The organism is Litorisediminicola beolgyonensis (genome assembly GCF_042679605.1).
Classification (GTDB): Bacteria; Pseudomonadota; Alphaproteobacteria; order Rhodobacterales; family Rhodobacteraceae; genus Litorisediminicola; species Litorisediminicola beolgyonensis.
On sequence record NZ_JBHTMU010000012.1, the window covers coordinates 1 to 25,603 of the forward strand.

At 67.7% G+C, this 25,603-nt stretch carries 24 protein-coding genes, 1 tRNA gene and 1 pseudogene; 16 read left to right on the forward strand and 10 right to left on the reverse strand.

Translation table 11 applies throughout. The features are described 5' to 3' along the window. A pseudogene (locus ACFQ4E_RS08515) lies at positions 1-463 on the reverse strand (efflux RND transporter periplasmic adaptor subunit); the annotation flags it as partial. Between the two features lie 263 nt (positions 464-726). Here ACFQ4E_RS08515 and ACFQ4E_RS08520 point away from each other — a divergent pair. The 3 genes from ACFQ4E_RS08520 (at position 727) to der (ending at position 4,306) form a co-directional block, all read left to right on the forward strand. After that, complete coding sequence (locus ACFQ4E_RS08520; protein WP_386802547.1) at positions 727-1,377, forward strand: tetratricopeptide repeat protein; 651 nt, start codon at positions 727-729, stop codon at positions 1,375-1,377. Between the two features lie 50 nt (positions 1,378-1,427). Continuing rightward, on the forward strand, positions 1,428-2,747 hold the full coding sequence (locus ACFQ4E_RS08525; protein WP_386802713.1) for an outer membrane protein assembly factor BamB family protein: 1,320 nt from the start codon (positions 1,428-1,430) through the stop codon (positions 2,745-2,747). 92 nt (positions 2,748-2,839) lie between these two features. Next, positions 2,840-4,306, forward strand: a complete 1,467-nt coding sequence (gene der / locus ACFQ4E_RS08530) for a ribosome biogenesis GTPase Der (RefSeq protein ID WP_386802549.1) — start codon at positions 2,840-2,842, stop codon at positions 4,304-4,306. 15 nt (positions 4,307-4,321) lie between these two features. Here the strand turns inward: der and ACFQ4E_RS08535 are convergent, their stop codons facing one another. Beyond that, on the reverse strand, positions 4,322-5,392 hold the full coding sequence (locus tag ACFQ4E_RS08535) for an AbrB family transcriptional regulator (RefSeq protein ID WP_386802551.1): 1,071 nt from the start codon (positions 5,390-5,392) through the stop codon (positions 4,322-4,324). Positions 5,393-5,468: 76 nt separating this feature from the next. Here ACFQ4E_RS08535 and ACFQ4E_RS08540 point away from each other — a divergent pair, with 76 nt between their 5' ends. After that, positions 5,469-6,584, forward strand: coding sequence for an acetoin utilization protein AcuC (locus tag ACFQ4E_RS08540; protein WP_386802553.1), 1,116 nt, complete (start codon positions 5,469-5,471; stop codon positions 6,582-6,584). Positions 6,585-6,600: 16 nt separating this feature from the next. On the opposite strand, the gene ACFQ4E_RS08545 is transcribed toward ACFQ4E_RS08540, so the two are convergent. Next, positions 6,601-6,674, reverse strand: a tRNA-Gly gene (locus ACFQ4E_RS08545). 265 nt (positions 6,675-6,939) lie between these two features. Between ACFQ4E_RS08545 and ACFQ4E_RS08550 the strand changes: the two genes are divergently transcribed. The 3 genes from ACFQ4E_RS08550 (at position 6,940) to prfB (ending at position 9,196) form a co-directional block, all read left to right on the forward strand. Continuing rightward, complete coding sequence (locus ACFQ4E_RS08550) at positions 6,940-7,095, forward strand: hypothetical protein (protein WP_386802555.1); 156 nt, start codon at positions 6,940-6,942, stop codon at positions 7,093-7,095. Between the two features lie 57 nt (positions 7,096-7,152). After that, positions 7,153-8,001, forward strand: coding sequence for an SMP-30/gluconolactonase/LRE family protein (locus tag ACFQ4E_RS08555; RefSeq protein ID WP_386802557.1), 849 nt, complete (start codon positions 7,153-7,155; stop codon positions 7,999-8,001). Between the two features lie 73 nt (positions 8,002-8,074). Next, positions 8,075-9,196: a peptide chain release factor 2 gene (gene prfB / locus ACFQ4E_RS08560; RefSeq protein WP_386802559.1), complete on the forward strand. Its 1,122-nt coding sequence runs from the start codon at positions 8,075-8,077 to the stop codon at positions 9,194-9,196. Between the two features lie 3 nt (positions 9,197-9,199). On the opposite strand, the gene ACFQ4E_RS08565 is transcribed toward prfB, so the two are convergent. Then, positions 9,200-10,021, reverse strand: a complete 822-nt coding sequence (locus ACFQ4E_RS08565; RefSeq protein WP_386802561.1) for a helix-turn-helix domain-containing protein — start codon at positions 10,019-10,021, stop codon at positions 9,200-9,202. A gap of 251 nt (positions 10,022-10,272) precedes the next feature. Between ACFQ4E_RS08565 and ACFQ4E_RS08570 the strand changes: the two genes are divergently transcribed. Next, the gene (locus tag ACFQ4E_RS08570) at positions 10,273-10,602 is read left to right on the forward strand and encodes a hypothetical protein (RefSeq protein ID WP_386802563.1); all 330 of its coding nucleotides are present in this window, start codon (positions 10,273-10,275) and stop codon (positions 10,600-10,602) included. Positions 10,603-10,914: 312 nt separating this feature from the next. Further along, on the forward strand, positions 10,915-11,976 hold the full coding sequence (locus ACFQ4E_RS08575; protein WP_386802564.1) for a hypothetical protein: 1,062 nt from the start codon (positions 10,915-10,917) through the stop codon (positions 11,974-11,976). A gap of 169 nt (positions 11,977-12,145) precedes the next feature. Here ACFQ4E_RS08575 and ilvN read toward each other — a convergent pair whose 3' ends face one another. Beyond that, on the reverse strand, positions 12,146-12,706 hold the full coding sequence (gene ilvN, locus ACFQ4E_RS08580; RefSeq protein WP_386802566.1) for an acetolactate synthase small subunit: 561 nt from the start codon (positions 12,704-12,706) through the stop codon (positions 12,146-12,148). A 78-nt stretch (positions 12,707-12,784) separates the two neighbouring features. Further along, complete coding sequence (locus tag ACFQ4E_RS08585; protein ID WP_386802568.1) at positions 12,785-14,539, reverse strand: acetolactate synthase 3 large subunit; 1,755 nt, start codon at positions 14,537-14,539, stop codon at positions 12,785-12,787. A 473-nt stretch (positions 14,540-15,012) separates the two neighbouring features. Between ACFQ4E_RS08585 and ACFQ4E_RS08590 the strand changes: the two genes are divergently transcribed. After that, entirely contained in the window at positions 15,013-16,056 is a 1,044-nt protein-coding gene (locus tag ACFQ4E_RS08590) for an aldo/keto reductase (protein ID WP_386802570.1), read from the forward strand. Positions 16,057-16,063: 7 nt separating this feature from the next. Next, positions 16,064-16,966: an EamA family transporter gene (locus ACFQ4E_RS08595; RefSeq protein WP_386802572.1), complete on the forward strand. Its 903-nt coding sequence runs from the start codon at positions 16,064-16,066 to the stop codon at positions 16,964-16,966. A 4-nt stretch (positions 16,967-16,970) separates the two neighbouring features. Here ACFQ4E_RS08595 and ACFQ4E_RS08600 read toward each other — a convergent pair whose 3' ends face one another. From ACFQ4E_RS08600 to ACFQ4E_RS08615, 4 genes are read right to left on the reverse strand one after another with little or no spacing between them, the layout of a single operon-like run. Continuing rightward, on the reverse strand, positions 16,971-17,675 hold the full coding sequence (locus ACFQ4E_RS08600; RefSeq protein ID WP_386802573.1) for a hypothetical protein: 705 nt from the start codon (positions 17,673-17,675) through the stop codon (positions 16,971-16,973). Beyond that, positions 17,672-18,514 (reverse strand): glycosyltransferase family A protein, encoded by an 843-nt coding sequence (locus ACFQ4E_RS08605; RefSeq protein ID WP_386802574.1) that lies wholly within the window; start codon positions 18,512-18,514, stop codon positions 17,672-17,674. The genes ACFQ4E_RS08600 and ACFQ4E_RS08605 overlap by 4 nt, the downstream gene beginning before the upstream one ends. Before the next feature lie 2 nt (positions 18,515-18,516). Beyond that, positions 18,517-19,809 carry a serine--tRNA ligase gene (gene serS / locus ACFQ4E_RS08610; protein ID WP_386802575.1) on the reverse strand — a complete coding sequence of 431 codons (1,293 nt, stop codon included), beginning with the start codon at positions 19,807-19,809 and terminating at the stop codon, positions 18,517-18,519. A gap of 54 nt (positions 19,810-19,863) precedes the next feature. Next, the gene (locus ACFQ4E_RS08615; RefSeq protein ID WP_386802577.1) at positions 19,864-20,661 is read right to left on the reverse strand and encodes a trypsin-like serine peptidase; all 798 of its coding nucleotides are present in this window, start codon (positions 20,659-20,661) and stop codon (positions 19,864-19,866) included. Between the two features lie 100 nt (positions 20,662-20,761). Between ACFQ4E_RS08615 and yajC the strand changes: the two genes are divergently transcribed. The 5 genes from yajC (at position 20,762) to ACFQ4E_RS08640 (ending at position 25,586) form a co-directional block, all read left to right on the forward strand. Continuing rightward, complete coding sequence (gene yajC / locus ACFQ4E_RS08620) at positions 20,762-21,058, forward strand: preprotein translocase subunit YajC (protein WP_386802579.1); 297 nt, start codon at positions 20,762-20,764, stop codon at positions 21,056-21,058. 36 nt (positions 21,059-21,094) lie between these two features. Next, positions 21,095-22,753, forward strand: a complete 1,659-nt coding sequence (gene secD, locus ACFQ4E_RS08625) for a protein translocase subunit SecD (RefSeq protein WP_386802581.1) — start codon at positions 21,095-21,097, stop codon at positions 22,751-22,753. A 13-nt stretch (positions 22,754-22,766) separates the two neighbouring features. After that, positions 22,767-23,738: a protein translocase subunit SecF gene (gene secF, locus ACFQ4E_RS08630; protein ID WP_386802583.1), complete on the forward strand. Its 972-nt coding sequence runs from the start codon at positions 22,767-22,769 to the stop codon at positions 23,736-23,738. Positions 23,739-23,857: 119 nt separating this feature from the next. Further along, a complete protein-coding gene (locus ACFQ4E_RS08635; protein ID WP_386802585.1) occupies positions 23,858-24,211 on the forward strand; it encodes an Mth938-like domain-containing protein in 354 nt (117 codons plus the stop codon). A 157-nt stretch (positions 24,212-24,368) separates the two neighbouring features. Next, the gene (locus ACFQ4E_RS08640; RefSeq protein ID WP_386802587.1) at positions 24,369-25,586 is read left to right on the forward strand and encodes an N-acetylmuramoyl-L-alanine amidase; all 1,218 of its coding nucleotides are present in this window, start codon (positions 24,369-24,371) and stop codon (positions 25,584-25,586) included. Positions 25,587-25,603 lie beyond the last annotated feature (17 nt).

A 25,603-nucleotide genomic window follows, 5' to 3' on the forward strand; every position in this document is an offset into this window, starting at 1 on the left:
CGCGGGCCTCGGCCTCGGGGATGCGGGCCTCGGCCTCGGGCACCGGCGCGCGCGCCTCGGTCAGCGCGTCCTGCGCCTCTTCGAGGCTTTGCGGCCGCGTGCCGGGATCGAGCTCGCAGAGCATGTCGCCGGCGTTGACGAAGGTGCCTTTGCGCAGCGGGTCCGAGATCACCCGGCCCGCGGTCTCGGCCAGCATGTCGACCTGGCGCGCGGGCTCGGTCTCGCCGCGCAGGATCACGCGGCTCGGCACCTCTTCGACGCTGCTGCGGGTGGCGATGACACGCACCGCATCGGCGGGCGCTTCGTCCGGCGTCTCGGCCGCCTCGGCCTGCGGTTCGGCGGTCTCGGCGGCGGGGGCGGTGTCGTTCAGCCCGGCCAGGACCAGAAGCTGATCGCGCTCGAAGACCAAGGCGTAGAGGACGGCGGCCACGGCGAGAGCGGTCAGAATGGAAAAAATGCGCATCTCAGAATGTCCTTATCGGCAAGACCTGATGCCGTAGAGCGTGGCCGAAGCACGGGTAAACTGCGTAGTTCAGTTTATGCGTGTTGTCGAAACGCTTCAAGGCCGTGCGGTCCGCAGTGCGGCAATTCGCTCCGCGGTGCCTGACCTTGCCGAAGGAGCCCGCTTTTGCGGGGGCGCTTGGCACGCCCGTCGGCCTTCTGTAAGGAGTGCCGCCACAGGCACCAGGCCCCATGCGCGGGCTGAAACGGCAGGGAGAGCATCCGGTGAGCAATTCCGATTCCTTCATCGACGAGGTCAGCGAAGAGGTCCGTCGCGACCGGCTTTACGCGGCGATGAAGCGCTATGGCTGGATCGCGGTCCTCGGTGTCCTGCTTCTGGTCGGCGGTGCCGCCTGGCGCGAATGGTCCCGTGCCGGTGCCGAAGCCGAGGCGCAGGCCTTCGGCGACGCCGTTCTGGCCGCGCTCGACACCGAAGACGCCTCGGAGCGGGCCGACGCGCTCGAGAACATCGAGCCGCCGAGCGCCGATGCCGCCGCCGTGCGCGCGCTGCTCTTGGCCTCCGAGCGGAAAGAGGCGGGCTCCGACACCGACGCCGCGGCCGCGCTGACCGCGATCGGCACCGATGGCGAGACCGACCAGATCTACCGCCAGATCGCCAGCTACAAGGCGCTGAGCGGCGGGGCGCTCTCGCCCGACGAGCGCCGCATCGCGCTCGAAGCTCTGGCCCAGCCCGGCAATCCCCTGCGGCTTCTGGCCGAGGAACAGCTGGCGCTTCTCGAGGTCGAGTCCGGCGAGACGGAGGCCGCAATCACCCGTCTTCAGGCCATTCTTTCGGATTCCGAGGTCGACCGGGGCTTGCGCCGCCGCGCCGCACAGTTGATTGTCGCACTCGGCGGAGACCTCGAACCGGCGTGAGCCTTAGGGACCCGCGGACGGCAGGAACGGACGGGAGCAGACAGGTGGCGATGTTCAGGACCGGATTGGCGCTTGCCGCCTCGCTGGCACTCATCTCCTGCGCGGAAGAAGAGCGCATCCTGCCCGGAGAGCGGCTGGAACTGCGCGAGGCGCTGCAGACCCAGGGCGGCGAGGCGCCGCTTGCGGTCAATGTCAGCCGCGCCGCGACCCTGCCTGGAATGCAGGCGAATGCGGGCTGGACGCAGAGCCCGGTGTCGCCCGGTGTCCGCACCGATCACGCCGCCCTGTCCCTGCCGTTGTCGCCGCTCTGGCAGAGCGGGATCGGCGGCGGCGATGGCAAGCGCCAGCGCCTGATCGCCGATCCGGTGACGGATGGCACGCGCATCTTCACGCTGTCTTCGGATTTCCAGCTGACCGCGACCTCGACCGGGGGTCAGACGCTCTGGTCCCGGGCCGTGGTGCCGCTGAGCGAGACCTCGGCCCAGGCGATGGGCGGCGGTCTGGCGCTCGCAGGCGGACGGCTGTTCGTCACCACCGGTTTCGGTGAGTTGCGCGCCCTGAATCCCGCCGACGGCTCCGAGCTCTGGGTGCAGGAGGTCGACAACACCGCCTCGGGCGCGCCGAGCGTCGTCGGCGATCTGGTCTATCTGACCGCCGGGGACCGCACCGGCTGGGCGGTCGAGGCCAGCGATGGCCGCGTGCGCTGGCAGCTCGACGGTCTTGGCGACAGCGTCAACGTCGCGGGCGCGCCCGCTCCGGCGGTGTCGGGCGACCGCGTGGTCTTCGCCTTCGGCGACGGCACCCTGCAGAGCACCTTCCGCGAAGGCGGGCTCACGCTCTGGTCGGCCACGCTTGCGGGCGGGCGTCCGGGCCGCGCGATGAGCGCCTTCGACGACGTGACCGGCGATCCGGTCATCGCCAACGGACGGGTCTATGCGGGCACCCATACCGGGCGGCTCGTGGCGCTCGATCTCTATTCCGGCGACCGGCTCTGGACGCTGAACTCCGGCGCGCTCGACCGGCCTTGGGTCGCGGGCGGATCGGTCTACGCGATCTCGGACGAGAACACGCTTCTCAGGGTCGATGCCGAGACCGGCGCGCAGATCTGGGAGGTCGATCTTCCGGGCTGGGTGCCGCGCCGCAAGCCGCAGCGTCAGCGCGACCGGTCCTTCGCGAATTACGGCCCGGTTCTTGCGGGCGGGCAGGTGATCGTCGCCTCCTCGGACGGGTTCATCCGCAGCTTCGACCCGGCCTCGGGCGCGCTGACCGGGCAGACCGAGATCGCGGGCGGGGCGACCACCGCGCCCATCGTCGCGGGCGGCGTGCTCTATGTCGTCTCCTCGCGCGGCGTCCTTCACGCCTATCGCTGAGCCATCCCGGGGCGCGTGTCACACCGCGCGCCCTTTTCAGTCGCGCGGATTTCGGCTAACCGGGCGCCTCTGAGCGCCCGGAGCCATGTCTGATGTCCTTTACCCTCGCCATTGTCGGCCGACCCAATGTGGGCAAGTCGACGCTGTTCAACCGGCTGGTCGGCAAGCGCCTCGCGCTCGTCGATGACCAGCCCGGCGTGACCCGCGACCTGCGCGAGGGCGAGGGCAAGCTCGGCGATCTGCGCTTTACCGTGATCGACACCGCCGGTCTGGAAGAGGCGACCGACGAGAGCCTTCAGGGCCGGATGCGCAAGCTGACCGAGCGGGCCGTGGACATGGCCGATGTCTGCCTCTTCATGGTCGATGCGCGCACCGGGATCACGCCCACCGACGAGGTCTTCGCAGAGATCCTGCGCAAGCGCGCCGACCGCGTGCTCCTTGCGGCCAACAAGGCCGAGGGGCGCGCCGCCGAAGGCGGGCTGATCGAGGCCTGGACCCTTGGCCTCGGCGAGCCCATCGCGCTCTCGGCCGAGCATGGCGAGGGGATGCCCGATCTCTATTCGCGCCTCCTGCCGATCTCGGACGAGTTCGAGGCTGCCGCCGAGGCGCGCGCCGAGCGCGATCTCGAGGCGATGCCCGACACAGATGTCGCCGTCGACGAGGAGGGCGAGGCGCCCGACCGGGTGCCGACGCTCGAGAAACCCCTGCAGATCGCCGTGGTCGGCCGTCCGAATGCCGGGAAATCGACGCTGATCAACAAGCTTCTGGGCGAGGACCGGCTCCTGACCGGACCCGAGGCCGGAATCACCCGCGACGCGATCTCGGTCACGCTCGACTGGGAAGGCGTGCCGACCCGGATCTTCGACACCGCCGGGATGCGCAAACGCGCCAAGGTGCAGGAAAAGCTCGAGAAACTCTCGGTCTCGGACGGGTTGCGCGCGGTCAAGTTCGCCGAGGTGGTGATCGTGCTTCTCGACGCGGCGATCCCCTTCGAGCAGCAGGATCTGCGCATCGCCGACCTCGCCGAGCGTGAGGGCCGCGCGGTCGTGGTCGCGGTCAACAAATGGGATCTCGAAGAGGAGAAGGGCGAGAAGCTCTCCGCGCTGAAAGAGGCCTTCGAGCGACTTTTGCCGCAGCTGCGCGGCGCGCCTCTCGTCACCGTCTCGGCGCGCACCGGGCGCGGGCTCGACCGGCTGAGGAAAGCGGTGCTCTCGGCGCATGAGGTCTGGAACCGCCGGATCTCGACCGCGCGGCTCAACCGCTGGCTCGGCGAGATGGTCGAGGCGCATCCGCCGCCCGCGCCGCAGGGCCGCCGGATCAAGCTGCGCTACATGACGCAGGCCAAGACCCGGCCGCCGCATTTCGTGGTCATGTGCTCGCATCCCGACCGGATGCCCGACAGCTACAGCCGCTATCTGGTCAACGGCCTCCGCATCGATTTCGACATGCCGGGCACGCCGATCCGGCTGTCGCTGCGCGGGCAGGGCGACCGCAACCCCTACAAGGGTCGGCGGACCAAGAACGCGGGCGCGCTCAAGAAGCATCTCGGGAAAGGCTGAGGGGACGGCGCAGTCTCAGCGCGTCCCCGGCATCAGCTTGGCCACGAGGATCAACTCTCCGACCGTCAGCACGATCCGCACCACATGGGTCAGGCTGACCATCGCCGGATTGACCGAGAGGCTGAGCGCCACGAGGCTCATCTCGGTGACGCCACCCGGCGCGAAGCTCAGGAGAAGCTGCAGGAACTCGGTGCCGGTGAGCGCGGCGAGCATGAGCGACAGCGTCAGTCCCAGCGTCAGCATGAAGCCCACCGACATGGCCGAGAGCGTCATCGCCCGCAGGAGCGTCGCGGCGGTCACCCCGGCGAAGCGCAGGCCGAGCCCGGTTCCGACCACGACCTGCGCCAGCGCCAGCAGCCAGAAGGGCAGATGGACCGAGATCACGCCCGAGAGCGTCAGCGCCCCGGTCAGCAGAAGCGGGCCGAGGATCTGGGCGGCGGGCAGGCGAATGACCCGCGCGAGACCGAGGCCCGCGCCCGCGCAGGCGAGAACCTTGAGAAACTCCAGGCCGGTCATCGGGCTCGCGTCGCCCGGCACCGCGCCCGCGGCGCTGCCGACGGGATGTCCGGTCCAGATCGACAGCGCCGCGGGGATCGCGACCACGACGAGGATCACCCGCAGGAAATGCTGGAGCGTGATCCGCGAGATGTCGCCTCCGGCGGCTTCCCCGAGCGCGATCGATTCCATCAGCCCGCCCGGCGTCCCGGCATAGAGCGCGGTCGTCCGGTCGTACCCGCCACGGCGGAAAATCCACGCATTGCCGAGATGCGCGGCGGGCACGAAGACCAGCAGAGCGCCCAGAAGCCAGGGCAGGGTCTCGAGATGGGTGAGCAGGGCCGGTGACACCTGCGTGCCGATCATCACGCCGATGAGCGCGATGAAGCCGTTCCGCACCCGTTGCGGATAGCGGTAGCCGTCGAGCGGCCCGTGCTGCAGGAACGCCACCGCAAGAGCGCCCGCGCCGAGGCTTCCCGTCATCCAGGGCATCGGGATGCCCGAGCGGCTCGCCAGCCACCCGCCCGCGCCGCCCGCGGCATAGAGCGCGAGCGTGGTCACGACGTGGCGAAGGGTCAGCGGCGGGAGCATGCCCGAGACCTAGACCCGCGCTGCCGCGGCGGCAATCGCACTTGCGGCTTTGCTTCAGGGGGTTACCTGAGGGCGCATGGGCGCGCTCTTCATCGGCTCCAGCATCTATCGCGGCTCGAGCTACGGGCGGCTGCACCCGCTCTCGATTCCCCGGGTGCCGACGGTGATCGCTTTGTCGCGGGCGCTCGGCTGGTTGCCGGAGGCGCGCTACAGGGTCTCGCCCCGCGCCAAGCCGAGCGCGCTCGTGGACTGGCACACGCCCGACTATGTGGCGGCCTTGCAGGCGGCGGAGGCGGCGCAATCGGTGAGCGAGGAGATGCGGCAGCGGCACGGTCTCGGCACGCTGTCGAACCCGGTCTTCGCCGAGATGTATCGCCGCCCGGCCACGGCGGTCGGCGGCGGGCTCCTGGCTGCCGAGCTGGTGGCGCGGGGCGGGGTCGTCCACAACCCCGGCGGCGGCACCCATCACGGGATGCCCGACCGGGCCTCGGGCTTCTGCTATCTGAACGAGCCGGTGCTGACGATCCGGCGGCTTCTGGCGATGGGGCTCTCGCGGGTCGCCTATGTCGATATCGACGCCCATCACGGCGACGGGGTCGAGCATGGCTTTGCCGGGTCCGAGACTGTCCGGGTGATCTCGGTCCACGAGGCGGGGCGCTGGCCCTTCACCGGCGCGCTCGAGGACCGGGCGGGCGGGGCGGCGTGGAACCTGCCGGTCCCGCGCGGTTTCAACGACACCGAGTTCCGCGCCGTGCTGGACGAGGCGGTCCTGCCCGCGGTGGCCGCGTTCCGCCCCGAGGCGATCTTTCTGCAATGCGGGGCCGATGCGGTCGCCGAGGACCCGCTGTCACGGCTGGCGCTCTCGAACCGCTCCCATCTCGCTGCGCTCGACGCGCTCCGACCGCTCAGCCCGCGGCTCATCGTATCGGGTGGCGGGGGCTACAACCCGTGGAGCTGCGGGCGTCTCTGGACGGCGATCTGGGGACGGCTCTCTGGCGTCGATCTGCCCGACCGTCTGCCAGAGGCCGCACAAGCAGTGCTGCGCGATCTGAGCTGGGCGCGGGGCACGCGGCCGAGCGAACCACTCCTGACGACGCTGATCGACGCGCCGCGCGAGGGCGCGATCCGTGACGAGGTGCGCAGCGCCATCGCCGTCTGGCGCGCGCGCCTGCTGGCCGAGCGGATCGTGTGACGGGGTCTTGAGAGGATGGAGCGGGTGAAGGGAATCGAACCCTCGTCGTCAGCTTGGGAAGCTGCTGCTCTACCATTGAGCTACACCCGCGACGCGTTTCACATACCACCGCGCTCGTGCCTGCTTCAAGCGCTATCGCAGGGTCTCCGGACGGTCTTGTCCCGGGATGCGACCGGCCCGCGCGATGCCCCGGGGTGCGCCGAGCACCTGCGCCAGCGCGCAGGAATGTGTGTTGTCTGAAACATGATCTCGCGGCACTCTCTGAACCGAGCGGTTCACAAACGCTGTGACCGAGAGAGACGATCCAGGACGGGCCGGATCGGACGGCAAGGGCCGGGACAGAGGAGCCAGAGCCATGCGACACGCGACGAGACGCGATTTCACCCTGTGCCACGCGGTGCTGCTGTCGACGCTCATCCTGCTCGGACACTGGGCCCAAACGGCACGCGCCGACGCGGGCCCTGCGCAGCGGGCGTTCTGCGACGAGCTTGTGACCGAGGCCGCCGTCTGAGGCTGGCCTTTCGCCCGCGCGCGCGGCACTCTTGGCGCGACGATGCGAAGGACCGACATGTCTGAGATGATTTTCAGCGACACCCGCTGCGCGCTAGGAGAAGGACCGCTCTGGCACCCCGAAGAGGGGGCGCTCTACTGGTTCGACATCCTCGGAAAGACCCTCTTCCGCCGTGGCGGCGCAGAGGAGCGGCGCTGGTCCTTCGACCGGCATGTCTCGGCGGCGGGCTGGGTCGAGCCGGGCGTTCTCCTGATCGCCAGCGAGACGGATCTCTTCCGCTTCGACACCGCGACCGGCACCGAGACGCGGTGTGTCGCGCTCGAGGAGGACAACCCGGTGACGCGCTCCAATGACGGGCGCGCCGATCCCTGGGGCGGGTTCTGGATCGGAACGATGGGCAAGAATGCCGAGCCGGAGGCGGGGTCGATCTACCGCTTCCACAAGGGCGAGGTGACGCGGCTTTTCGACGGGATCACCGTGAGCAACGCGATCTCCTTCGCTCCGGGCGGCGGACATGCCTATTTTGCCGATACCGAGCGGCACACCGTCTGGCGCGTTGCGCTCGACGAGGACGGCTGGCCCGATGGCGACCGCGAGGTCTTTCTCGATCTCACCGAAGCCGATCTCTACCCCGATGGCGCGGTGGTCGATGCGGCGGGCAATCTCTGGGTGGCGCAATGGGGGGCCGCGCGGGTCGCGGCCTACAGCTCCGAGGGCGCGCTTCTGACCGAGGTGGCGCTGCCCGCGACGCAGACCACCTGTCCGGCCTTCGGCGGCGGCGACTTTTCGGTGCTGCATGTGACATCGGCCGCCCATGGCGCCCCCGAGGACGACCGCGCGGCGGGCCAGACCTTCGTCTTCCAGACCGGGTTCCGCGGCCAGCGCGAGCATCGGGTCCTGCTCTGATCCGCTTGCCTTGCCGGGCCTCCGGCCATGCGGTATCAGACGCGCCAGCCCGCCCCAGACGAGGACCGAGAGAATGCGCGCCGAGACGGAAAACACCGTTGAAAAGATCGAAAAATCGCTCGCTCTGCTCGGCCAGCGCCTGAACTGGGAGACCGCCGAGCACCGGCTCGAGGAATTCAACGCCCGGGTCGAGGATCCGACGCTCTGGGACGATCCCGCCAACGCGCAGAAACTGATGCGCGACCGGCAAAGCCTTGTCGACGCGATCGAAACCTACCGCTCCATCGAGCGCGATCTGCGGGACAATGTCGAACTGATCGAACTGGGCGAGATGGAAGAGGATGACGAGGTCGTCTCGGATGCCGAGAAGGCGCTGAAATCCCTCGCCGAGAAAGCCGCGAAGAAAGAGCTCGAGGCGCTTCTCGACGGCGAGACCGACGGCAATGACAGCTTCCTCGAGATCAAGGCGGGCGCGGGCGGCACCGAGGCCTGCGACTGGGCGGCGATGCTGGCGCGGATGTATGTCCGCTGGGCCGAGAAGCGCGGCTTCGAGGTCGAACTGCAGGAAGAGCAGGCCGGAGCCGAGGCCGGGATCAAGTCCGCGACCTACCAGATCAAGGGCCACAACGCCTATGGCTGGCTGAAGTCCGAAAGCGGCACCCACCGGCTCGTGCGGATCTCGCCGTTCGGCAAGGGCACGCGCGAGACCTCCTTTGCCGCCGTGGGCGCCTATCCGGTGATCGACGACAATATCGAGATCGAGGTCAACCCCGCCGATATCCGCGTCGATACCTACCGCTCTTCGGGCGCGGGCGGCCAGCACGTCAACACCACCGACTCGGCGGTGCGGATCACCCACCACCCGACCGGCATCGTGGTCACGAGCTCGGAGAAGTCGCAGCACCAGAACCGCGACATCGCCATGAAGGCGCTGAAATCGCGGCTCTACCAGATGGAGCTCGACCGCCGGAACGCCGAAGTCAACGCGCTGCACGAAGCCAAGGGCGATGCCGGCTGGGGCAACCAGATCCGCTCCTACGTGCTGCAGCCCTACCAGATGGTGAAGGACCTGCGCACCAACCACGAGACCGCCGATACGCAAGGCGTGCTCGATGGCGATCTCGATGGGTTCATGGCGGCGACGCTGGCGCTGAAGGTCGCGGGCAAGAGCCGCGCCGACGCCCAGGCCGACTGATCCTCAGGCGAAGGGCTCGTTCGGTTTCAGCTGGGTGCGGTGGTAGGCGGGCAGTTCTTCGAGCGCGAAGATGCCCTGCTTTCGGGCAGCCGCGAGGATCTTGCCGGTGTCGTGTCCCAGATGCTCGTAGACCAGCCGGGTCACGCGCGGGACGAGCGATGTCTCGGCCACGGTGCGGGTGGCATAGCCGACCCAGTGATTGTTCTCGAAGGACGGCGCGCGGCTGAGAAAGCTGTAGGACGAGGTCAGCGCGTTACGGCGGCTGGCGATGATCGAGATGCCGCCCTCCTGCGCGATGACGAGGCCGCGATATTCGCGCGTCCGGGGCGCGGTGGGCAGGCCCTGACGGCTGGTGGCCTCCTTGGCCTCGAAACCGCGCAGCATCACCAGGTCGCCGTCGCGATGCACGCGCACGAGACCCATCGTGTAGCGGCCGGGATCGAAGAAGCTCACCCGCGAGAACCGGTAGAAGCCAACCGGGAAGAGCATCTCGTTGACGCTGGTGAACCCGCTGCCGGCGAAATCCTTGAGGAAGGGCAGCGAGAACAGGCTGCCGTCTTCCTCGTCGCCCAGGCTGTGCAGCGGCTCGAGAAGGATGCGCGCGTCGGTGTCGAAATGCTGGCAGATGCGGTAGAGGATATCGGGCCGCGGAAAGCTCTCCCCGGTCAGGTAGCGATTGAACTGGGTGCGGTTGATTCCGAGGGCGCGGCACAGCGCCGAGATTGACTCTGCCCGCGCCGACAAGTGCCGGAGATTTTCGCCGAAGACCATGCGGAGTTCGGCGGGATTTGGCGAGGGACTTTTCACGTCTTGAGTGTATGTCATCGGACGGTCTGACTGAACATGGTTACTTCGCAAACCTTTTCTTGCGCAGGGCCGAACCCCTCATAACCGCTGAATGTGACGCTAACTAGCGTCAATGTTGACGCTAACAAGCGTCATACCTGACGCGGATCAACGTCAGCTCGGCGGTCTTCCGACACAATTCCGTTCATCGCATCCGCATCTCCGACATATCAATTCCTTAACAATTACCGCACCATAAGCCCAACCTTCAGATAGGTGGTTCAGGTAAAATGTCGAAGCGACAGACATACGGTGTGGTTATCTGGTGGGACAGCGCTAAGGCGCTGGCTGTCATCTGGTGCGAGGATCACGGCGATCTTGCGTATTTCAACGGGCAGCCCGGCGACCTCGAGAGCCAGACCTTCGAGGCTGGCGATCTGGTGTCCTTCGACGACCGCAGGACCGGGGGTCTCCGTCGCGCGATCAACCCGCGCCGCGTGGTGGCGGGCACGTTCTGCGACCTGCCTCAGAAGCTCCGCAGCGCGCCGAGCGCGGCCAATGCAAACTCGCAGGACGAGGCCGAGATCATCGAGTTTCGCAGGCAGGCTCCGGCCGCCTGACCCAAGCGCCCGGGCAGCGGTGCGATCCGTCCGGTGATCCGGGGCGTGCTCGTGGTCTTTTGAAGTCTCCAGCCTTTTCGTGACATGGTTGTCCGTAACCATTGGGCTCAGGTCCCGGCTCGCTTGACTGGCCGGACCCGGTTCGCTCGTCGTCTGGGACAGGGGCGAACGCCTCCGGTCTAGCGGCGCGGCTTGCCTGTTGCCCTTCTTTGTTTCGGACCGGGAAACAGACCGTTCCCGGCACTCCTGAAACCGTCCCGCGCCCTCTCTGCGTGTCTTTGATCGTGAAATTGAACCACGATGGAGGGTACAGTGTTCAAATCACTCGCAAGCATCACGAAGCTTTTCGCGTCCTCGGAGAAGGAGGGGTCCGAAGTTTCGGAGGAACTGGCGGTAACGGAGAAAGCCGACACCGACATGAAGACCGACGCGCCGCGCGAAGAGGCGGGAGACGCCCAATCGTTGAGTATCGACCTGGATACGCTTGTCGATCTCGACATCGACGGTGACGGTCTGCGGCTGGACATTCTCGATGAGGCCTCGGTCGGCGGCGACGAAGGGATCGACGTGGACGAGCTCGTTGATCTCGACATCGACGAGTACGGTCTGCGGCTGGATGTCATGGACGAGGCCTCGGTCGGCGGCGACGAGGGGATCGACGTGGACGAACTGGTCGATCTTGATATCGACGAGTACGGGCTTCGGCTGGACGTGCTCGATGAGGCCTCGGTCGGCGGCGACGAGGGGATCGACGTGGATGAGCTGGTCGATCTCGACATCGACGAGGACGGGCTGCGGCTGGACGTGCTGGAGGAGGCCTCGGTCGGCGGTGACGAGGGCGTCGACGTGGACGAGCTGGTCGATCTCGACATCGACGAGGACGGGCTGCGGCTGGACGTTCTCGATGAGGCCTCGGTCGGTGGCGACGAGGGGATCGACGTGGACCAGTTGGTCGATCTCGACCTCGACGAGGACGGGCTTCGGCTGGACGTGCTCGATGAGGCCTCGGTCGGCGGCGACGAGGGGATCGACGTGGATGAGCTGGTCGATCTTGATATCGACGAGGACGGGCTGCGGCTGGACGTTCTCGACGAGGCCTCGGTCGGCGGCGACGAGGGCGTCGATATGGACGAACTGGTCGATCTCGATATCGACGAGGATGGGCTGCGGCTGGATGTGCTGGAGGAGGTCTCGGTCGGCGGCGATGCTGACGGCGGGCAGGCCCTTGCTTCGGATCCGGAGGACGGGATGTCGGAGGGCGAGCGCTTGATGGCGGCTCTGACCGGCGGCTTCGGCGACGCGTGCGAACACGATGCGCCCTGTGAGGCCGAGCTCGAGATGGAGGACGATCTGGACCTTTGCCTGTTCGGCTGACCTCAGACCGCTGACCGGCGGCGCTGCGTTATCGCAGAGCCCGGGACGACAAGCGTAGGGCAGGGGCCACGGCCTCTGCCCTTTTTCATCGCGGAAATCGCGACAGCTGCGCTGCGTCAGGATCGTCCGATCTGTGCCGGTGGCCTGACCGGAGCGGCGCGACTGACGCTCAGAGACCGCGGGCCAGGGCCGCGACGCCGGTGCGGGCGATTTCTTCCAGACCGAGGGGGCGCATCAGGTCGGCGAAGGCGTCGATCTTCTCGGGCGTGCCGGTGATCTGGAACACGAAGCTGTCGAGCGTCGAATCCACCACCTGCGCGCGGAAGATGTCGGCGAGACGCAGGGCCTCGACCCGCTTGTCGCCCTGACCGGCCACGCGCAGAAGCGCCAGTTCGCGTTCGACCGAGGCGCCCTCGACGGTGAGGTCATGGACCCCGTGGACCGGCACGATGCGCCCGAGCTGCGCCTTGATCTGTTCGATGATCTGCGGCGTGCCGGTGGTGACGATGGTGATGCGGCTCTGGTGGCCCTTGTGGTCGATCTCGGCCACGGTGAGGCTGTCGATATTGTAGCCCCGGCCCGAGAAGAGGCCGATGACGCGGGCGAGGACGCCGGGCTCGTTGTCGACGATCACCGCAAGCGTGTGGGTTTCGAGATGCTCGGAAAAGGTCGGGCGTAGGTTGTAGGCCGAGTGCTTCGTCGAGCCCTTCTTGATCTGTAGCGGGGACATGGATGTCATCCTTCTGGTCTTGTCTGGGGAGGGGGCGCCGCAGGGACGCCCCTCAGCGGGCGGCGGATCCGGTCAGGATCACACCAGCACCGCGCCCTTGCCCTTGATCGCATCCGTCGCGGCCACGTCGCCCAGAAGCATCTTGTTATGCGGCTCGCCCGACGGGATCATCGGGAAGCAGTTCTCGTGTTTCTCGACGAGGCAGTCGAAGATCACCGGGCCGTCATGGTTGATCATCTCCATGATCGCATCATCGAGATCCGCCGGATCCTGGCAGTGGATGCCCTTGGCCCCGAAGGCCTCGGCCAGCTTGACGAAATCGGGCAGCGCCTCGGACCAGCTGTGCGAGTAGCGCTCGCCGTGCAGGAGTTGCTGCCACTGGCGCACCATGCCCAGCCGCTCGTTGTTGAGGATGAACTGCTTGACCGGCAGGCGATACTGCACCGCGGTGCCCATCTCCTGCATGTTCATCAGCCACGAGGCCTCGCCCGCGACGTTGATCACCAGCGCCTCGGGATGGGCGACCTGCACGCCGATGGAGGCGGGGAAGCCGTAGCCCATGGTGCCGAGGCCGCCGGAGGTCATCCAGCGGTTCGGATCCTCGAAGCCCAGGTATTGCGCGGCCCACATCTGGTGCTGGCCGACCTCGGTAGTGATGTAGCGGTCGCGGCCCTTGGTGAGCTTTTCGAGACGCGCCAGCGCGTCCTGCGGGCGGATCGTCTTCTCCGACGGTTTGAAGGCCAGGCAGTCGACCTTCTTCCAGTCCTGGATCTTCGCCCACCACTGCTGGAGACCCTCGCGGTTGACCTTGCGGCCGCGCGATTTCCAGATCTTCAGCACGTCCTCGAGCACATGGGCGACATCGCCGATGATCGGCATGTCGGTGCGGATCACCTTGTTGATCGAGGACGGGTCGATGTCGATATGCGCCTTTTTCGAGCGCGGGCTGAACGCGTCGATCCGGCCGGTGATCCGGTCGTCGAAGCGGGCGCCGACATTGATCATCAGGTCGCAGCCATGCATCGCGAGATTGGCCTCGTAGAGACCGTGCATCCCGAGCATGCCGAGCCAGTTGCGGCTCGAGGCCGGGTAGGCGCCGAGACCCATCAGGGTCGAGGTGATCGGGAAGCCGGTCGCTTCCACGAGCTCGCGCAGGAGCTGGCTGGCCGCGGGGCCCGAATTGATCACGCCGCCGCCGGTGTAGAAGACCGGCCGCTCGGCGGTCTCGATGGCTTCGACGAGACGGGTGATCATCTCCATGTCGCCCTTGACCTGCGGCTGGTAGCGCGAGGTGTTGGCGCGCGCCTTGGGGCTGTACTCGGCGCTGGCGAACTGGACGTCCTTGGGGATGTCGACGAGCACCGGGCCGGGGCGGCCCGAGGTGGCGACGTGGAACGCCTCGTGGATGGTGGCCGAGAGCTTCTCGGTCTCTTTCACGAGCCAGTTATGCTTGGTGCAGGGGCGGGTGATGCCGACGGTATCGGCCTCCTGGAAGGCGTCCGAGCCGATCATGAAGGTCGGGACCTGGCCGGTCAGCACGACGATCGGGATCGAATCCATCAGCGCATCGGTGAGGCCGGTCACGGCATTGGTCGCGCCGGGGCCCGAGGTGACCAGGACGACGCCCGGCTTGCCGGTCGCGCGGGCATAGCCCTCGGCGGCGTGGACCGCGGCCTGCTCGTGACGCACGAGGTAGTGGCGGATGTCGTTCTGCTGGAAGATCTCGTCATAAATCGGGAGCACGGCGCCCCCGGGATAGCCGAACACCGTATCCACACCCTGCTCGCGCAGGGCCTGAACCACCATCTTCGCTCCGGTCATCGCCTTGGTCATGTCTGTGCTCCGTCTGCGGCGTGTCGTGCTTGTGCGTTACGCATGAAAAAGCCCCCGAGGGTGTGTCGGGGGCGCATGGGGTACCAGAAGGGTGTCCGAGTTATCGGCCCATGCGCCTTGGTCCTACGATAAGTACGAGGAAGAACGTCACCTTCGTGGCTCCTGCTTGCGTGCGCAGACAGCCTTAGAGCGCCCGTCTCGGAGCGTCAACCGCAAATGGCATGAAAATATTGCGCCCGGAGCGCGTAAACCTTCCCGAAAGTTGCGAAATCGGCGCGCAATCGGACAGGTTCGGGAAATTGACCCGTCGTCAGGCGCGGAGCCCTGCGACTCGCCCGCGGCGGCCTCTTTCCCGTGCAGGCGTGCCGGAGTCCCGTGGGCCGGCCCCCCTGCTGCGGGGCGGGCCTTTTCTCCTCCACGTCAATGTCCTAGTCACTGGCGCAACGATCGGCCCCTGTCCCGAGGATATGTCTATGAAAATGAACCCGCTTGGCCGCACCGGCCTTTCCGTGTCCGAGCTGTGCCTCGGCACCATGACCTACGGCAACCAGACGCCCGAGAGCGATGCCCATAGCCAGATCGAGATGGCGCTCGAGGCGGGCATCAATTTCCTCGACACCGCCGAGATGTACCCGGTCAACCCGGTGCGCAAGGAAAGCATCGGGCGCACCGAAGAGGTGATCGGCAACTGGTTCGCCAAGACGGGCCGCCGCTCGGACTGGATCGTGGCGACAAAGATCACCGGACAGGGGCAAGAGGCGGTGCGCGACGGCGCGCCGATCACGCCCGAGACGCTCGACACCGCGCTCGAGGGATCGCTCCGCCGCTTGCAGACCGACATGGTCGATCTCTACCAGCTGCACTGGCCGAACCGCGGCAGCTACGCGTTCCGCCAGAACTGGAGCTACGCGCCCGAGCATCAGGATGCAGCGGCGACGCGCCAGAACATGGCCGATGTGCTGGGCTGGATGGAGCGCCAAGTCGAGCGCGGGACCATCCGCTTTTTCGGCCTGTCGAACGAAACGACCTGGGGCACCTCGGAATGGCTCAGGATCGCGGCCGAGACCAGCACCCCGCGCGTGGCTTCGATCCAGAACGAGTATTCGCTGCTCTGCCGTCTCGCCGACACCGATCTCGCGGAGCTGATGGTGAACGAGGATGTGGGCCTTCTGCCTTATTCGCCGCTCGCGGCGGGGCTTTTGACCGGCAAGTACCAGGGCGGGGCCGTGCCCGAGGGCAGCCGCCGCTCGCTCAACGAGACGCTCGGCGGCCGGATCAACGACCGCGTCTTCGGCGTGGTCGAGGAATATCTCGCCGTGGCCCGGGAGTTCGGCCTCGATCCGTCCCAGATGGCGCTGGCCTGGTCGGCGCGGCGTCCCTTCGTAGCCAGCTCGATCCTCGGCGCGACCACGACAGAGCAGCTCTCGCTGCTCCTCGGGGCGGCCGAGGTGACGCTCGAGGACGACCTCTTGGCACGGCTCGACGCGGTCAACCGCGCCCATCCCATGCCGATCTGAGCCGCGCATGGAGCTCTGGATCGCCGCCACACTCTTCGCTGCCGCGGTCCAGACCCTGCGTTTCATGATCCACAAGCGGCTGAGCGAGACGGGCCTCACGACGCTCGGCTCGACCTTCGCCCGCTTCGCCGGGGCCGCGCCCTTCGCGGTGATCCTCGTCACGATCTACCTCTCGGCGACCGGGCAGGCGGTCCCGGACCTGTCGCCGCGCTTCTGGGCCTTCGCGATGAGCGGGGCTTTGGGGCAGATTCTCGCGACCATGTGCACCGTCGCGCTCTTCCGGACCCGAAATTTCGCGACCGGCATCACCTTCAAGAAGACCGAGACCTTGCAGACGGCGGTTTTGGGGGTCGTGGTGCTGGGCGAGGCGATCTCGCCTGCGGGCTGGGGCGCGATCGGCATCGGGTTGGCGGGCGTTCTGCTTTTGTCGCAAAGCCCCGCCGCCCAAGGCGCGTGGTATGCGAGACTCGAGCCGCGCCCGATTGCCTTGGGCGTGGCGGCGGGGGCGTTCTTCGCCTGCTCGGCGGTGGGCTATCGCGGCGCATCTCTGACGCTCGACCTGGTTGATCCGCTGGCGCGCGCGGGCGTGACGCTGGCCTGCGTGACCACGGCGCAGGCGATCTGCATGGCGGCCTATCTGGGACGCGCCGATCCGGCGCAGTTCGCCGCGCTCTGGACCGCCCGGCGCGGGGCGCTGGCCCTGGGGCTGACCTCGATGGCGGGATCGCTGGGGTGGTTCACGGCCTTCACGCTCCAGACCGCCGCCTATGTCCAGGCGCTCGGGCAGGTGGAGCTGATCTTCTCGCTCGCGGCCTCGGTGCTTTTCTTTCGCGAACGGGTGTCGGGCCGCGAACTGGCCGGGATGGCGCTGGTGATGCTGTCGATCCTGGTCCTGGTGCTGGCGCTCTAGCGGCTCAGTCCGCCTCCTGCGAGCGCAGGGCCAAGATCGCCACGATCCCGAAGCCTGCGAGACCCGCGACCGGCCAGTTGAGCGGCCCGGTATTGGCGACGATCACGCCGACGAGCGCCCAGATCACCGCAAGCCCGTATTCCGGCGCCTTCTGCATGCGCGCCTGCACCGCGAGCGCGATCGCCAGCGCGATGGCCAGCGACACCAGCGCGGCCCAGGTGCCGCCCAGGAGCCCGTAGCCCGCCAGCACCAGCCCGATCGAGACCGATGACGCCGCGGTCAGCCAGCCCGCATAAAGCGCGACGGGCGTGACCTGCCACCAGCGGTCCTCGGTTCCGGTCCGGATCAGCGCGGCGAGCGCCATCACCAGCATCCACCAGATCAGGAGCGTCGCACCCAGGACCGAGACCTGCGCCAGCGGCAGCCAGAGGATGCCGGGTCCAAGGCTTGCCAGAAGCGGCGCGCGCATTGGCGTCCAATCCGCGCTGCTCGCGCGCCTCAGCGCGCCGAAGGCCGACCCGGCGATGAGCCAGAGATAGATCAGCCCCCAGATCGCAAAAGCGTAGCCTGCGGGCTGGACTGGCGGGTTGTCCTGCGGGATCGGAAACTGGTCCGGCTCGAACCCGTTGAAGCCCGGCGCCAGAAGCGGCGAGGCGGCGAAGCCGATGGCCGCGGCCAGAAGAGCCCATGCGAGAAGCGTCGGTCTCATCGGATCTCCTCTGCCAATCCAAAGGCGGCGCGGGCCGCGCGGTCGTCGCCCTTCGACAGGCGGTTGCGGCGAAGGTAGCGCTCCTTCGCGCCCATCTTGCCGCGGCGCTGGCGCATGTTCTCGCCATGGCCGATCACGTAGAGCGCGGCAGGAAAGGGCACTTCGGTCATCTCGAAGCCGTAGGCGGCCATGTGATCCGCGATCTCCTTGTGCTTTCCGCGCTTGCGGATCGGCTCGAGACAGGCATCGCCGTCGCGGAAATCGAAGCGGATCGCCGAGGACGAGCCGCATTCGCGATCGAAGCGGTTGGCGAAGGGATAGCGAAGGCGTTTGGGGCCGAGATAGGCGAGCGCCCGGGTCTCGGCATGCATCATGTAGCCCTTGGGGATCAGGTAGCCCGCGCCGTTATTGTCGCCGACCATATGGGCCACGAGCTCGGGGTGCAGCATGTCGTCGGCGTCGAGCTGGAAGAGATAGCCGTCGCCGCCATGGGTCTTGGCCAGATGCAGGATCATCTGGGTCTTCTTGGCGTGGTTGTCGAACTTGGTGACCGTCTCGGGCGAGACCTCGTCGGGCCGTTCGAAGGGCAGGAAGGACACCGTGTCGTCGAAGGCGATGCCCTCGGGGCGGTCCTGGCAGCAGACCAGCGCGCGCCAGGCGGGGCTTGTCTGCGCGCGCAGGCTGGCCAGGGTGTCGGCGAGCGTCCGGCAGACCCGCGCCCAGTCATGGGCACGGGCCTTGGAGATCAGCGGAATCACGAAGACCACCTCGGGCGTGTCCGAGGGGGGGCGCGGCGGATGCGCGGCGCGCCAGGCGCGTCCCTCTGCCGCGAGGTCCATCCTCAGACCAGCTCGCCCTCGGGCGAGATGCGGGTCTTGCCACGAAGCCAGGGATGGAGCGCGGCGGGCAGATCGACCGAGCCGTCCGCCTGCTGACCGTTCTCGATAACCGCGATCAGGCAGCGCCCCACGGCGAGGCCCGAGCCGTTCAGCGTGTGGAGGTATTCCGGCTTGCCGCCGCCCGCTGGCTTGAAGCGCGCGTTCATCCGGCGCGCCTGGAAATCGCCGCAGACCGAGACCGAGGAGATCTCGCGGTAGCGGTCCTGTCCGGGCAGCCAGACCTCGATGTCATGGGTCTTCTGCGCGCCGAAGCCCATGTCCCCGGTGCAGAGCACGACGGTCCGATAGGGCAGCTCCAGCTTCTGCAGGATTGCCTCGGCGCAGCCGGTCATGCGGTCATGCTCGGCGAGGCTCTCGTCGGGATGGGTGACCGAGACCATCTCGACCTTCTCGAACTGGTGCTGGCGCAGCATGCCCGCGGTGTCGCGCCCGGCGCTGCCTGCCTCGGAGCGGAAACACTGGGTGTGGGCGACATAGCGGCGGGGCAGGTAGCCCGCATCGACGACCATGCCGTTGACGATATTGGTCAGCGTCACCTCGGCCGTCGGCACGAGCCACCAGCCATTCGTGGTCTGGTAGCTGTCCTCGCCGAACTTGGGCAACTGGCCGGTCCCGACCATCATCTCGTCGCGCACGAGGACCGGGGTCCAGGTCTCGGCCAGGCCATGCTCTTCGACATGGGTGTCGAGCATGAACTGCGCCAGTGCCCGGTGGACGCGGGCCACGGCGCCCGAAAGCACGACGAAGCGCGCTCCGGAGAGCTTGGCGGCGGTCTCGAAATCCATGCCGGGCACGACGCCTGCGAGCTCGTAATGCTCTTTGGGCTCGAAATCGAAGCTCCGAGGCTCACCCCAGCGGCGGATCTCGACATTGTCGTCCTCGTCGGCCCCGTCGGGCACGTCAGCGAGCGGCAGGTTCGGGATCTCCATAAGCCGTGCGGTCAGCTCCGCGTCCTTGGCCTTGGCCTCCTCCTGCATCTTTGCGACCAGCGCCTTCTTCTCGGCGACGAGGGCGCGCAGGCGCTCGAACTCGGCCTCGTCACCCTTGGCCTTGGCCTGACCGACCTCCTTGGAGGCGCGGTTCTGTTCGGCCTGAGCGGTCTCGGCGGCGTGGATCGAGGCCCGGCGGGCCTCGTCGAGGGCGAGAAGCTCCAACGACACCGCGTCTCCACCCCGGCGCGTCAGCGCGGCGTCGAAGGCTTGCGGGTTGTCGCGGATCGCGCGGATGTCATGCATCGCTTCACTCCTCGGGGGTTGCGGTCGAGTCGCTCGCTATATGCCCCAAAGCGCTCAGGGTTGCGAGGGCCGCGCCCCGGCGAGGGTGCGGATCAGCCAGTCATCGACGGGCACGGCCACCGCGCGGCCTTGGTTGATGGCCGACAGCACCGCGACCACCCGGAGCGTGTCGCCATCGCCCGCCAGCACCGGGCCGCCGCTGAACCCCTGCTCGATGGCGCAGCCGAGCCGCCAGACCCCGCGGATCGGCTCGCCCGCGCAGTCGCTGCGCTCCGCGAGGCGATGCGGGGCGGAGCGCGGGTAGCCGCGCAGCTCGAACGGGCCTTGCGAGGACGCGCGGCCGACGGGCAGCGGTGTGATGTCGAGCGGAGTGGCGAGGGTCAGGAGCGCCAGGTCGTGCTGAAGGACGACGCTGTCCTCGGACAGCGCCTCGGGATGGAGCGTCACCTCGGTGACCTCGGCGGCGCCCGCGTGGCCCGCGCCGTCCCAGCCCGCGACGAAGACGAAATCGCCAAGGGGCACCGGCGCGCCGTCGCGGCGCACGAGACAATGCGCCGCGGTCAGGACGCGGTCGGGGGCGACGAGCGTGCCCGAGCATTGCCGGAGCGTCTTGAACCCGGCGGCGTTGACCCGGCCGATGGCATCTTGCGCCCAGGCGGGCAGGGCGAGAAGCGCGAGAAAAGACCAAAGACAGAGCCGCATCATGGCAGGAAGAGTAGCGGCGCCGGGCCCGCCCGCAAGCTCGGGCGGCACGTTGGCCGCGACCGGCGGTAAGCTGCGCTTGTGGTTCCGTGCGAGCGCGGACGACCCGAGGCCCGCGTCCGGTGCGGGGTGCGTGAGGTCTTCTGCCACACCCGGTTGCCGCCGCGAGCCGCCTTGCAAAGCCCGGCGCGCGCCCATAGGTTCCGCGAAAATTTCGGCCCCTCGCGGCCCGAACCCAAGAGGAGTCCCCATGGAAGGCAATGCCCTGGCGCAGTTCGTGCCGCTCATCCTGATCTTCGCGATCATGTATTTCCTGCTCATCCGTCCCCAGCAGAAGAAGCTGAAAGAGCACCAGAAAATGGTCGATGCGCTGCGCCGCGGCGACATGGTGGTGACCCAGGGCGGCCTCATCGGGAAGGTCGTGAAGGTCAAGGAAAGCAACGAGGTCGAGGTCGAACTGGCCGAAGGCGTGAAGGTGCGCGTGGTCCAGTCCACCATCGCCAACGTGCTCTCCAAGACCGAACCGGCCAAGGCCGCGAACGACTGAAGCCTCGGGGCGCAACCCTCTGGGAAGGCGGACTAAATGCAGATCGATCTGTGGAAGCGCGTGCTGATCTGGGCGGTGATCGCCTTTGGGATCGTCTTCGCTGCCCCCAACCTCTTTTACAGCCGCGTCGAAAGCCATAACGACGCGGTGACCGCGATCGAGCGGCAGGGCGCGACGCCCGAGCGCGAAGAGCAGGCCGCGTCCTGGCCGTCCTTCCTGCCCTCGGGCATCGTCAATCTCGGTCTCGATCTGCGCGGCGGCGCGCATCTTCTGGCCGAGGTCCAGGTCGAGGACGTGTACGAGACGCGTCTCGAAAGCTTCTGGCCTGAGATCCGCGACGTGCTGCGCCCGATGCGCGACACGGTGGGCACCATCCGCCTCCAGCCCTCCGATCCGTCCGAGCTGCGCGTGAAGATTTCGCAGCCCGACGGCATGCAATCGGCGCTCGACGCGGTGCGCGACCTGGCCTCGCCGGTGGCCTCGCTTTCGGGCGCGGGTTCGACCGATATCGAGGTGGCGGGCGTCGCCGACGAGATCGTCGTGACCCTGTCCGAGGCCGAGCGGATCGCCACCGATGAGCGGACGCTGCAACAGGCGCTCGAGATCATCCGCCGCCGGATCGACGAGGTCGGCACCCGCGAGCCCACGATCCAGCGGCAGGGGTCGGACCGCATCCTGATCCAGGTGCCGGGCATTGGCTCGGCGGCGGAGCTGAAGGAAATCATCGGCACGACCGCGCAACTGACCTTCCAGGCGGTGGTCGGCCGGGCGAACTCCGCCGACTCGCAGGTCGATCCGGGGCAGGAGGTGCTGCCCTCGCTCGATCAGGAAGACGTCTACTACATCGTCGAGCAGACCGCCGTCGTCACCGGCGACGAGCTGGTCGACGCGCAGCCGAGCTTTGACCAGAACGGCCGTCCGGCGGTGAACTTCCGCTTCGACGCGACCGGCGCGCGCAAGTTCGGCGACTACACCGCGCAAAATATCGGCGAGCCCTTCGCCATCGTGCTCGATGACGAGGTGATCTCGGCCCCGGTGATCCAGAGCCACATTCCCGGCGGCTCAGGCATCATCACCGGCAATTTCACCATCGAGGAATCGACCAATCTCGCGGTGCTGTTGCGCGCAGGCGCGCTGCCGGCGGGGCTGACCTTCCTTGAAGAGCGGACCATCGGCCCGGAGCTCGGTCAGGACTCCATCGACGCGGGCAAGCTTGCCGCGGCGGTCGCGGGCGTCCTGGTCTTGGCCTACATGGCGCTGTCCTACGGGCTCTTCGGGATTTTCGCCAATATCGCGCTGATCGTGAACATCGCGCTCCTCTTCGCCATTCTCAGCACCATCGGAGCCACGCTGACGCTTCCGGGCATCGCGGGGATCGTGCTGACCGTCGGCATGGCGGTCGATGCCAACGTGCTGATCTTCGAGCGGATCCGGGAAGAGCTGAAAACCGCGAAAGGCCCGGCGCGCGCCATCGAGCTTGGCTACGAAAAGGCGCTCTCGGCGATCACCGACGCCAACATCACCACGCTGATCACCGCGATCATCCTCTTTGCCATGGGCTCCGGCCCGGTGCGGGGCTTCGCGATCACGCTCGGCTTCGGCATCATCACCTCGGTCTTCACGGCGATCTTCGTGACCCGGTTGCTCATCACCATGTGGTTCGAGCGCAAGCGCCCGAAGACCGTCATCGTCTGAAAGGACACCTCAGATGTTCCGCCTCAAGCTGGTTCCTGACGACACCAAGATCGACTTCTTCTCGCGGTCCAAGCTCTGGCTCGGGATCTCGGCCGTGCTGGTGGTGATCGCCTTCGCCTCGTTCCTGCTGCAAGGCCTGAACTACGGCATCGACTTCCGCGGCGGCACCACGATCCGGACCCAGTCGACCGAGGCGGTCGATGTCGGCGCCTATCGCTCGGCGCTGCAGCCCTTGGAGCTGGGCGACACCGCGATCTCGGAAGTGTTCGACCCGTCCTTCGGACCGGACCAGAACGTCGCGATGATCCGCATCGAGGCGCAGGGCGAGCAGGAGGCCGTGTCGCCCGCGGTCATCCAGTCGATGCAGCAGGCCCTGTCCGAGGTCGCGCCCGACATCCAGTTCACCTCGGTCGAGTCGGTCGGGCCCAAGGTCTCGGGCGAGCTGATCCAGACGGCCGTCATCGCGGTCGCCTTGGCCATCGCGGCGGTCCTCGTCTACATCTGGCTGCGCTTCGAGTGGCAGTTCGCGCTCGGCGCCGTCGCGGCGCTGGTCCATGACGTCGTGCTGACCATTGGCATCTTCTCTGAGCTGCAGATCAAGTTCGACCTTGCGATCATCGCGGCGCTCCTGACCATCGTCGGCTACTCGCTGAACGACACGGTGGTGGTCTTCGACCGGGTCCGTGAGAACCTGATCAAGTACAAGTCGCGGCCGTTGAAAGAGGTGCTCAACATCTCGATTAACGAGACGCTGAGCCGGACGCTGATGACCTCGTTCACCACGATGCTCGCGCTCATCGCGATGTTCGCGCTGGGGGGCGACGTGATCCGCGGCTTCGTCTTCGCGATGATGTGGGGCATCTTCGTCGGCACCTATTCGTCGATCTTCGTGGCCTCCGCGCTGCTGCACCGGCTCGGCGTCAAGCGCGACTGGTCGACACCTTCGGGCACCGCAGGAAACCAATACGCCAATATCGACGCCTGAGAGGCGAGTGTCTTCGGGTATTGCAGCCGGAAGTGGAGCGGTTTGCCATTTCTGCGGGGCGGTGATTTAGTCGCAATGTGCAAACATGGGTTTGCTCATTCCTTGATGGAGTAACCATCATGCAGCTGAGCGAAATTGCCTTCAGAGACGCATCTCCGGTCGAGGGCTACGGCCCGGGGTTCTTCCGAATCGGTGGCCGCGCGGTCGAGGGCGCCTTGTGCGTCTCGCCCAATGGGCGGCGCGCCTGGGGCGGGCTCGAGGATGCAGCCACGCTTCTCGACATGGCCGCCGATATCGACGTGCTCTTCGTCGGGACCGGGGCGGAGATCGCCCATCTTCCGGCGAGCCTCAGGGAGAAGATCGAAGCCGCCGGGATCGGCGTCGAGGTCATGAACTCGCCCGCCGCCTGCCGGACCTACAACGTGCTTCTCTCCGAGGGACGGCGCGTCGCGCTGGCGGCTCTTCCGGTCTGAGCCCTTAGGGCCGGACCTCATTGCCTGGCAGGATGGCTCCGCCCGCGGAGCCAGCAGAACCTTACCCCCTGACGATCCCGATAGGCTCTTTCCGCTTCATGCGGGCAGGGGATTCGGGCTAGACTGGCGGCAATCAACAACGCACCCGCAGGGTCACATGAGCAGTCTTCTGAGAGCGGCCCTTGTCTGGGTCCTGACCGCCGTGCCGCTTGGCGCCGAAGGTCTGGGCGCGCTCGCCCGGTTCGATCCGGGCGCCAGCGTCGTGCGCGATATCGGCTGGCGCGGCGGGGCCGAGATCGATCTGGCGCTGAGCCAGGGGGTGCCGTGGCGGCTCTATACGCTCGACGCGCCCGCGCGGCTCGTGCTCGAGTTTCGCGAGGTCGACTGGTCCGGCGCCGATCCCGAGACGCTGCGCTCAGGCGACGCGATCCGCGGCCTGCGCTTCGGTCAGGTGCGGAGCGGCTGGTCTCGGCTGGTTGCCGAACTGGGCGCGCCGATGGCGGTGACCGAGGCCGAGCTCGACATCGACGATCCGACCGGCGCCGCGCGACTGCGCGTCGCGCTCCTGCCCACCGATCCCGAGAGCTTTGCCGCGAAGGCCGGCGCGCCCTCCGATCCGCGCTGGGACCTGCCGCGGGCCACCGAACGCTCGGTCGAGCCTGCCCGTGACGGCGTTCTGCGCGTGATGCTCGACCCCGGTCATGGCGGCATCGACCCCGGAGCCGAGGCCGATGGCGACACCGAAGCCGATCTGATGCTGCTGTTTGCGCGCGAATTGCGTGACGTGCTGCGCCGGGCGGGCGGGTTCGAGGTCTTGCTGACCCGGGACAGCGACAGTTTCGTGTCGCTCGAGGGCCGCGTCGCCGCCGCCCATGCCGCGCGCGCCGATCTCTTCATCTCGCTCCATGCCGACGCGCTCGATGAGGGCGTGGCGCGTGGGGCGACGGTCTACACGCTCTCCGACGAAGCCAGCGATGCCGCCTCGCGCGCGCTTGCGGAGCGGCACGACCGGGGCGACATCCTCTCGGGGGTCGATCTGAGCGAGGCCGACGACCGCGTCGCCTCGGTCCTGATGGACATCGCCCGGCTCGACACCGCGCCGCGCTCGGTCGCCCTGGGCACGAGCCTCGTCGACGGCATCCGCTCGGCCACCGGCCAGGTCCACAAGCGCCCCTTGCGGCAGGCGGGGTTCTCGGTGCTGAAAGCCGCCGACATCCCCTCGGTGCTCATAGAGCTGGGCTTCCTGTCGACCCAGGCCGACCTCAAAAACCTGCGCGATCCGGCCTGGCGGGCGGGCATGGCCGCGGGCATTCGGGACGGGCTTCAGGCCTGGTCCGTCGAGGACGCCGCGCTAGCTGCGCTGCGACGGCAGTGAGCGGCCGCTGGCCGATC

Excerpts from the sequence above, each read along its gene's own strand:
- der (WP_386802549.1), top strand. The coding sequence starts at position 2,840 with ATGTCCTTTACCCTCGCCATTGTCGGCCGACCCAATGTGGGCAAGTCG.
- ACFQ4E_RS08565 (WP_386802561.1), bottom strand. The coding sequence starts at position 10,021 with ATGACATACACTCAAGACGTGAAAAGTCCCTCGCCAAATCCCGCCGAA.
- yajC (WP_386802579.1), top strand. The coding sequence starts at position 20,762 with ATGGAAGGCAATGCCCTGGCGCAGTTCGTGCCGCTCATCCTGATCTTC.
- serS (WP_386802575.1), bottom strand. The coding sequence starts at position 19,809 with ATGCATGACATCCGCGCGATCCGCGACAACCCGCAAGCCTTCGACGCC.
- prfB (WP_386802559.1), top strand. The coding sequence starts at position 8,075 with ATGCGCGCCGAGACGGAAAACACCGTTGAAAAGATCGAAAAATCGCTC.
- ACFQ4E_RS08540 (WP_386802553.1), top strand. The coding sequence starts at position 5,469 with ATGGGCGCGCTCTTCATCGGCTCCAGCATCTATCGCGGCTCGAGCTAC.
- ACFQ4E_RS08535 (WP_386802551.1), bottom strand. The coding sequence starts at position 5,392 with ATGCTCCCGCCGCTGACCCTTCGCCACGTCGTGACCACGCTCGCGCTC.
- ACFQ4E_RS08605 (WP_386802574.1), bottom strand. The coding sequence starts at position 18,514 with ATGGACCTCGCGGCAGAGGGACGCGCCTGGCGCGCCGCGCATCCGCCG.
- ACFQ4E_RS08600 (WP_386802573.1), bottom strand. The coding sequence starts at position 17,675 with ATGAGACCGACGCTTCTCGCATGGGCTCTTCTGGCCGCGGCCATCGGC.
- ACFQ4E_RS08555 (WP_386802557.1), top strand. The coding sequence starts at position 7,153 with ATGTCTGAGATGATTTTCAGCGACACCCGCTGCGCGCTAGGAGAAGGA.
- secD (WP_386802581.1), top strand. The coding sequence starts at position 21,095 with ATGCAGATCGATCTGTGGAAGCGCGTGCTGATCTGGGCGGTGATCGCC.
- ACFQ4E_RS08550 (WP_386802555.1), top strand. The coding sequence starts at position 6,940 with ATGCGACACGCGACGAGACGCGATTTCACCCTGTGCCACGCGGTGCTG.
- ACFQ4E_RS08635 (WP_386802585.1), top strand. The coding sequence starts at position 23,858 with ATGCAGCTGAGCGAAATTGCCTTCAGAGACGCATCTCCGGTCGAGGGC.
- ACFQ4E_RS08570 (WP_386802563.1), top strand. The coding sequence starts at position 10,273 with ATGTCGAAGCGACAGACATACGGTGTGGTTATCTGGTGGGACAGCGCT.
- ACFQ4E_RS08525 (WP_386802713.1), top strand. The coding sequence starts at position 1,428 with ATGTTCAGGACCGGATTGGCGCTTGCCGCCTCGCTGGCACTCATCTCC.
- ilvN (WP_386802566.1), bottom strand. The coding sequence starts at position 12,706 with ATGTCCCCGCTACAGATCAAGAAGGGCTCGACGAAGCACTCGGCCTAC.
- ACFQ4E_RS08585 (WP_386802568.1), bottom strand. The coding sequence starts at position 14,539 with ATGACCAAGGCGATGACCGGAGCGAAGATGGTGGTTCAGGCCCTGCGC.
- ACFQ4E_RS08640 (WP_386802587.1), top strand. The coding sequence starts at position 24,369 with ATGAGCAGTCTTCTGAGAGCGGCCCTTGTCTGGGTCCTGACCGCCGTG.
- ACFQ4E_RS08590 (WP_386802570.1), top strand. The coding sequence starts at position 15,013 with ATGAAAATGAACCCGCTTGGCCGCACCGGCCTTTCCGTGTCCGAGCTG.
- ACFQ4E_RS08595 (WP_386802572.1), top strand. The coding sequence starts at position 16,064 with ATGGAGCTCTGGATCGCCGCCACACTCTTCGCTGCCGCGGTCCAGACC.
- secF (WP_386802583.1), top strand. The coding sequence starts at position 22,767 with ATGTTCCGCCTCAAGCTGGTTCCTGACGACACCAAGATCGACTTCTTC.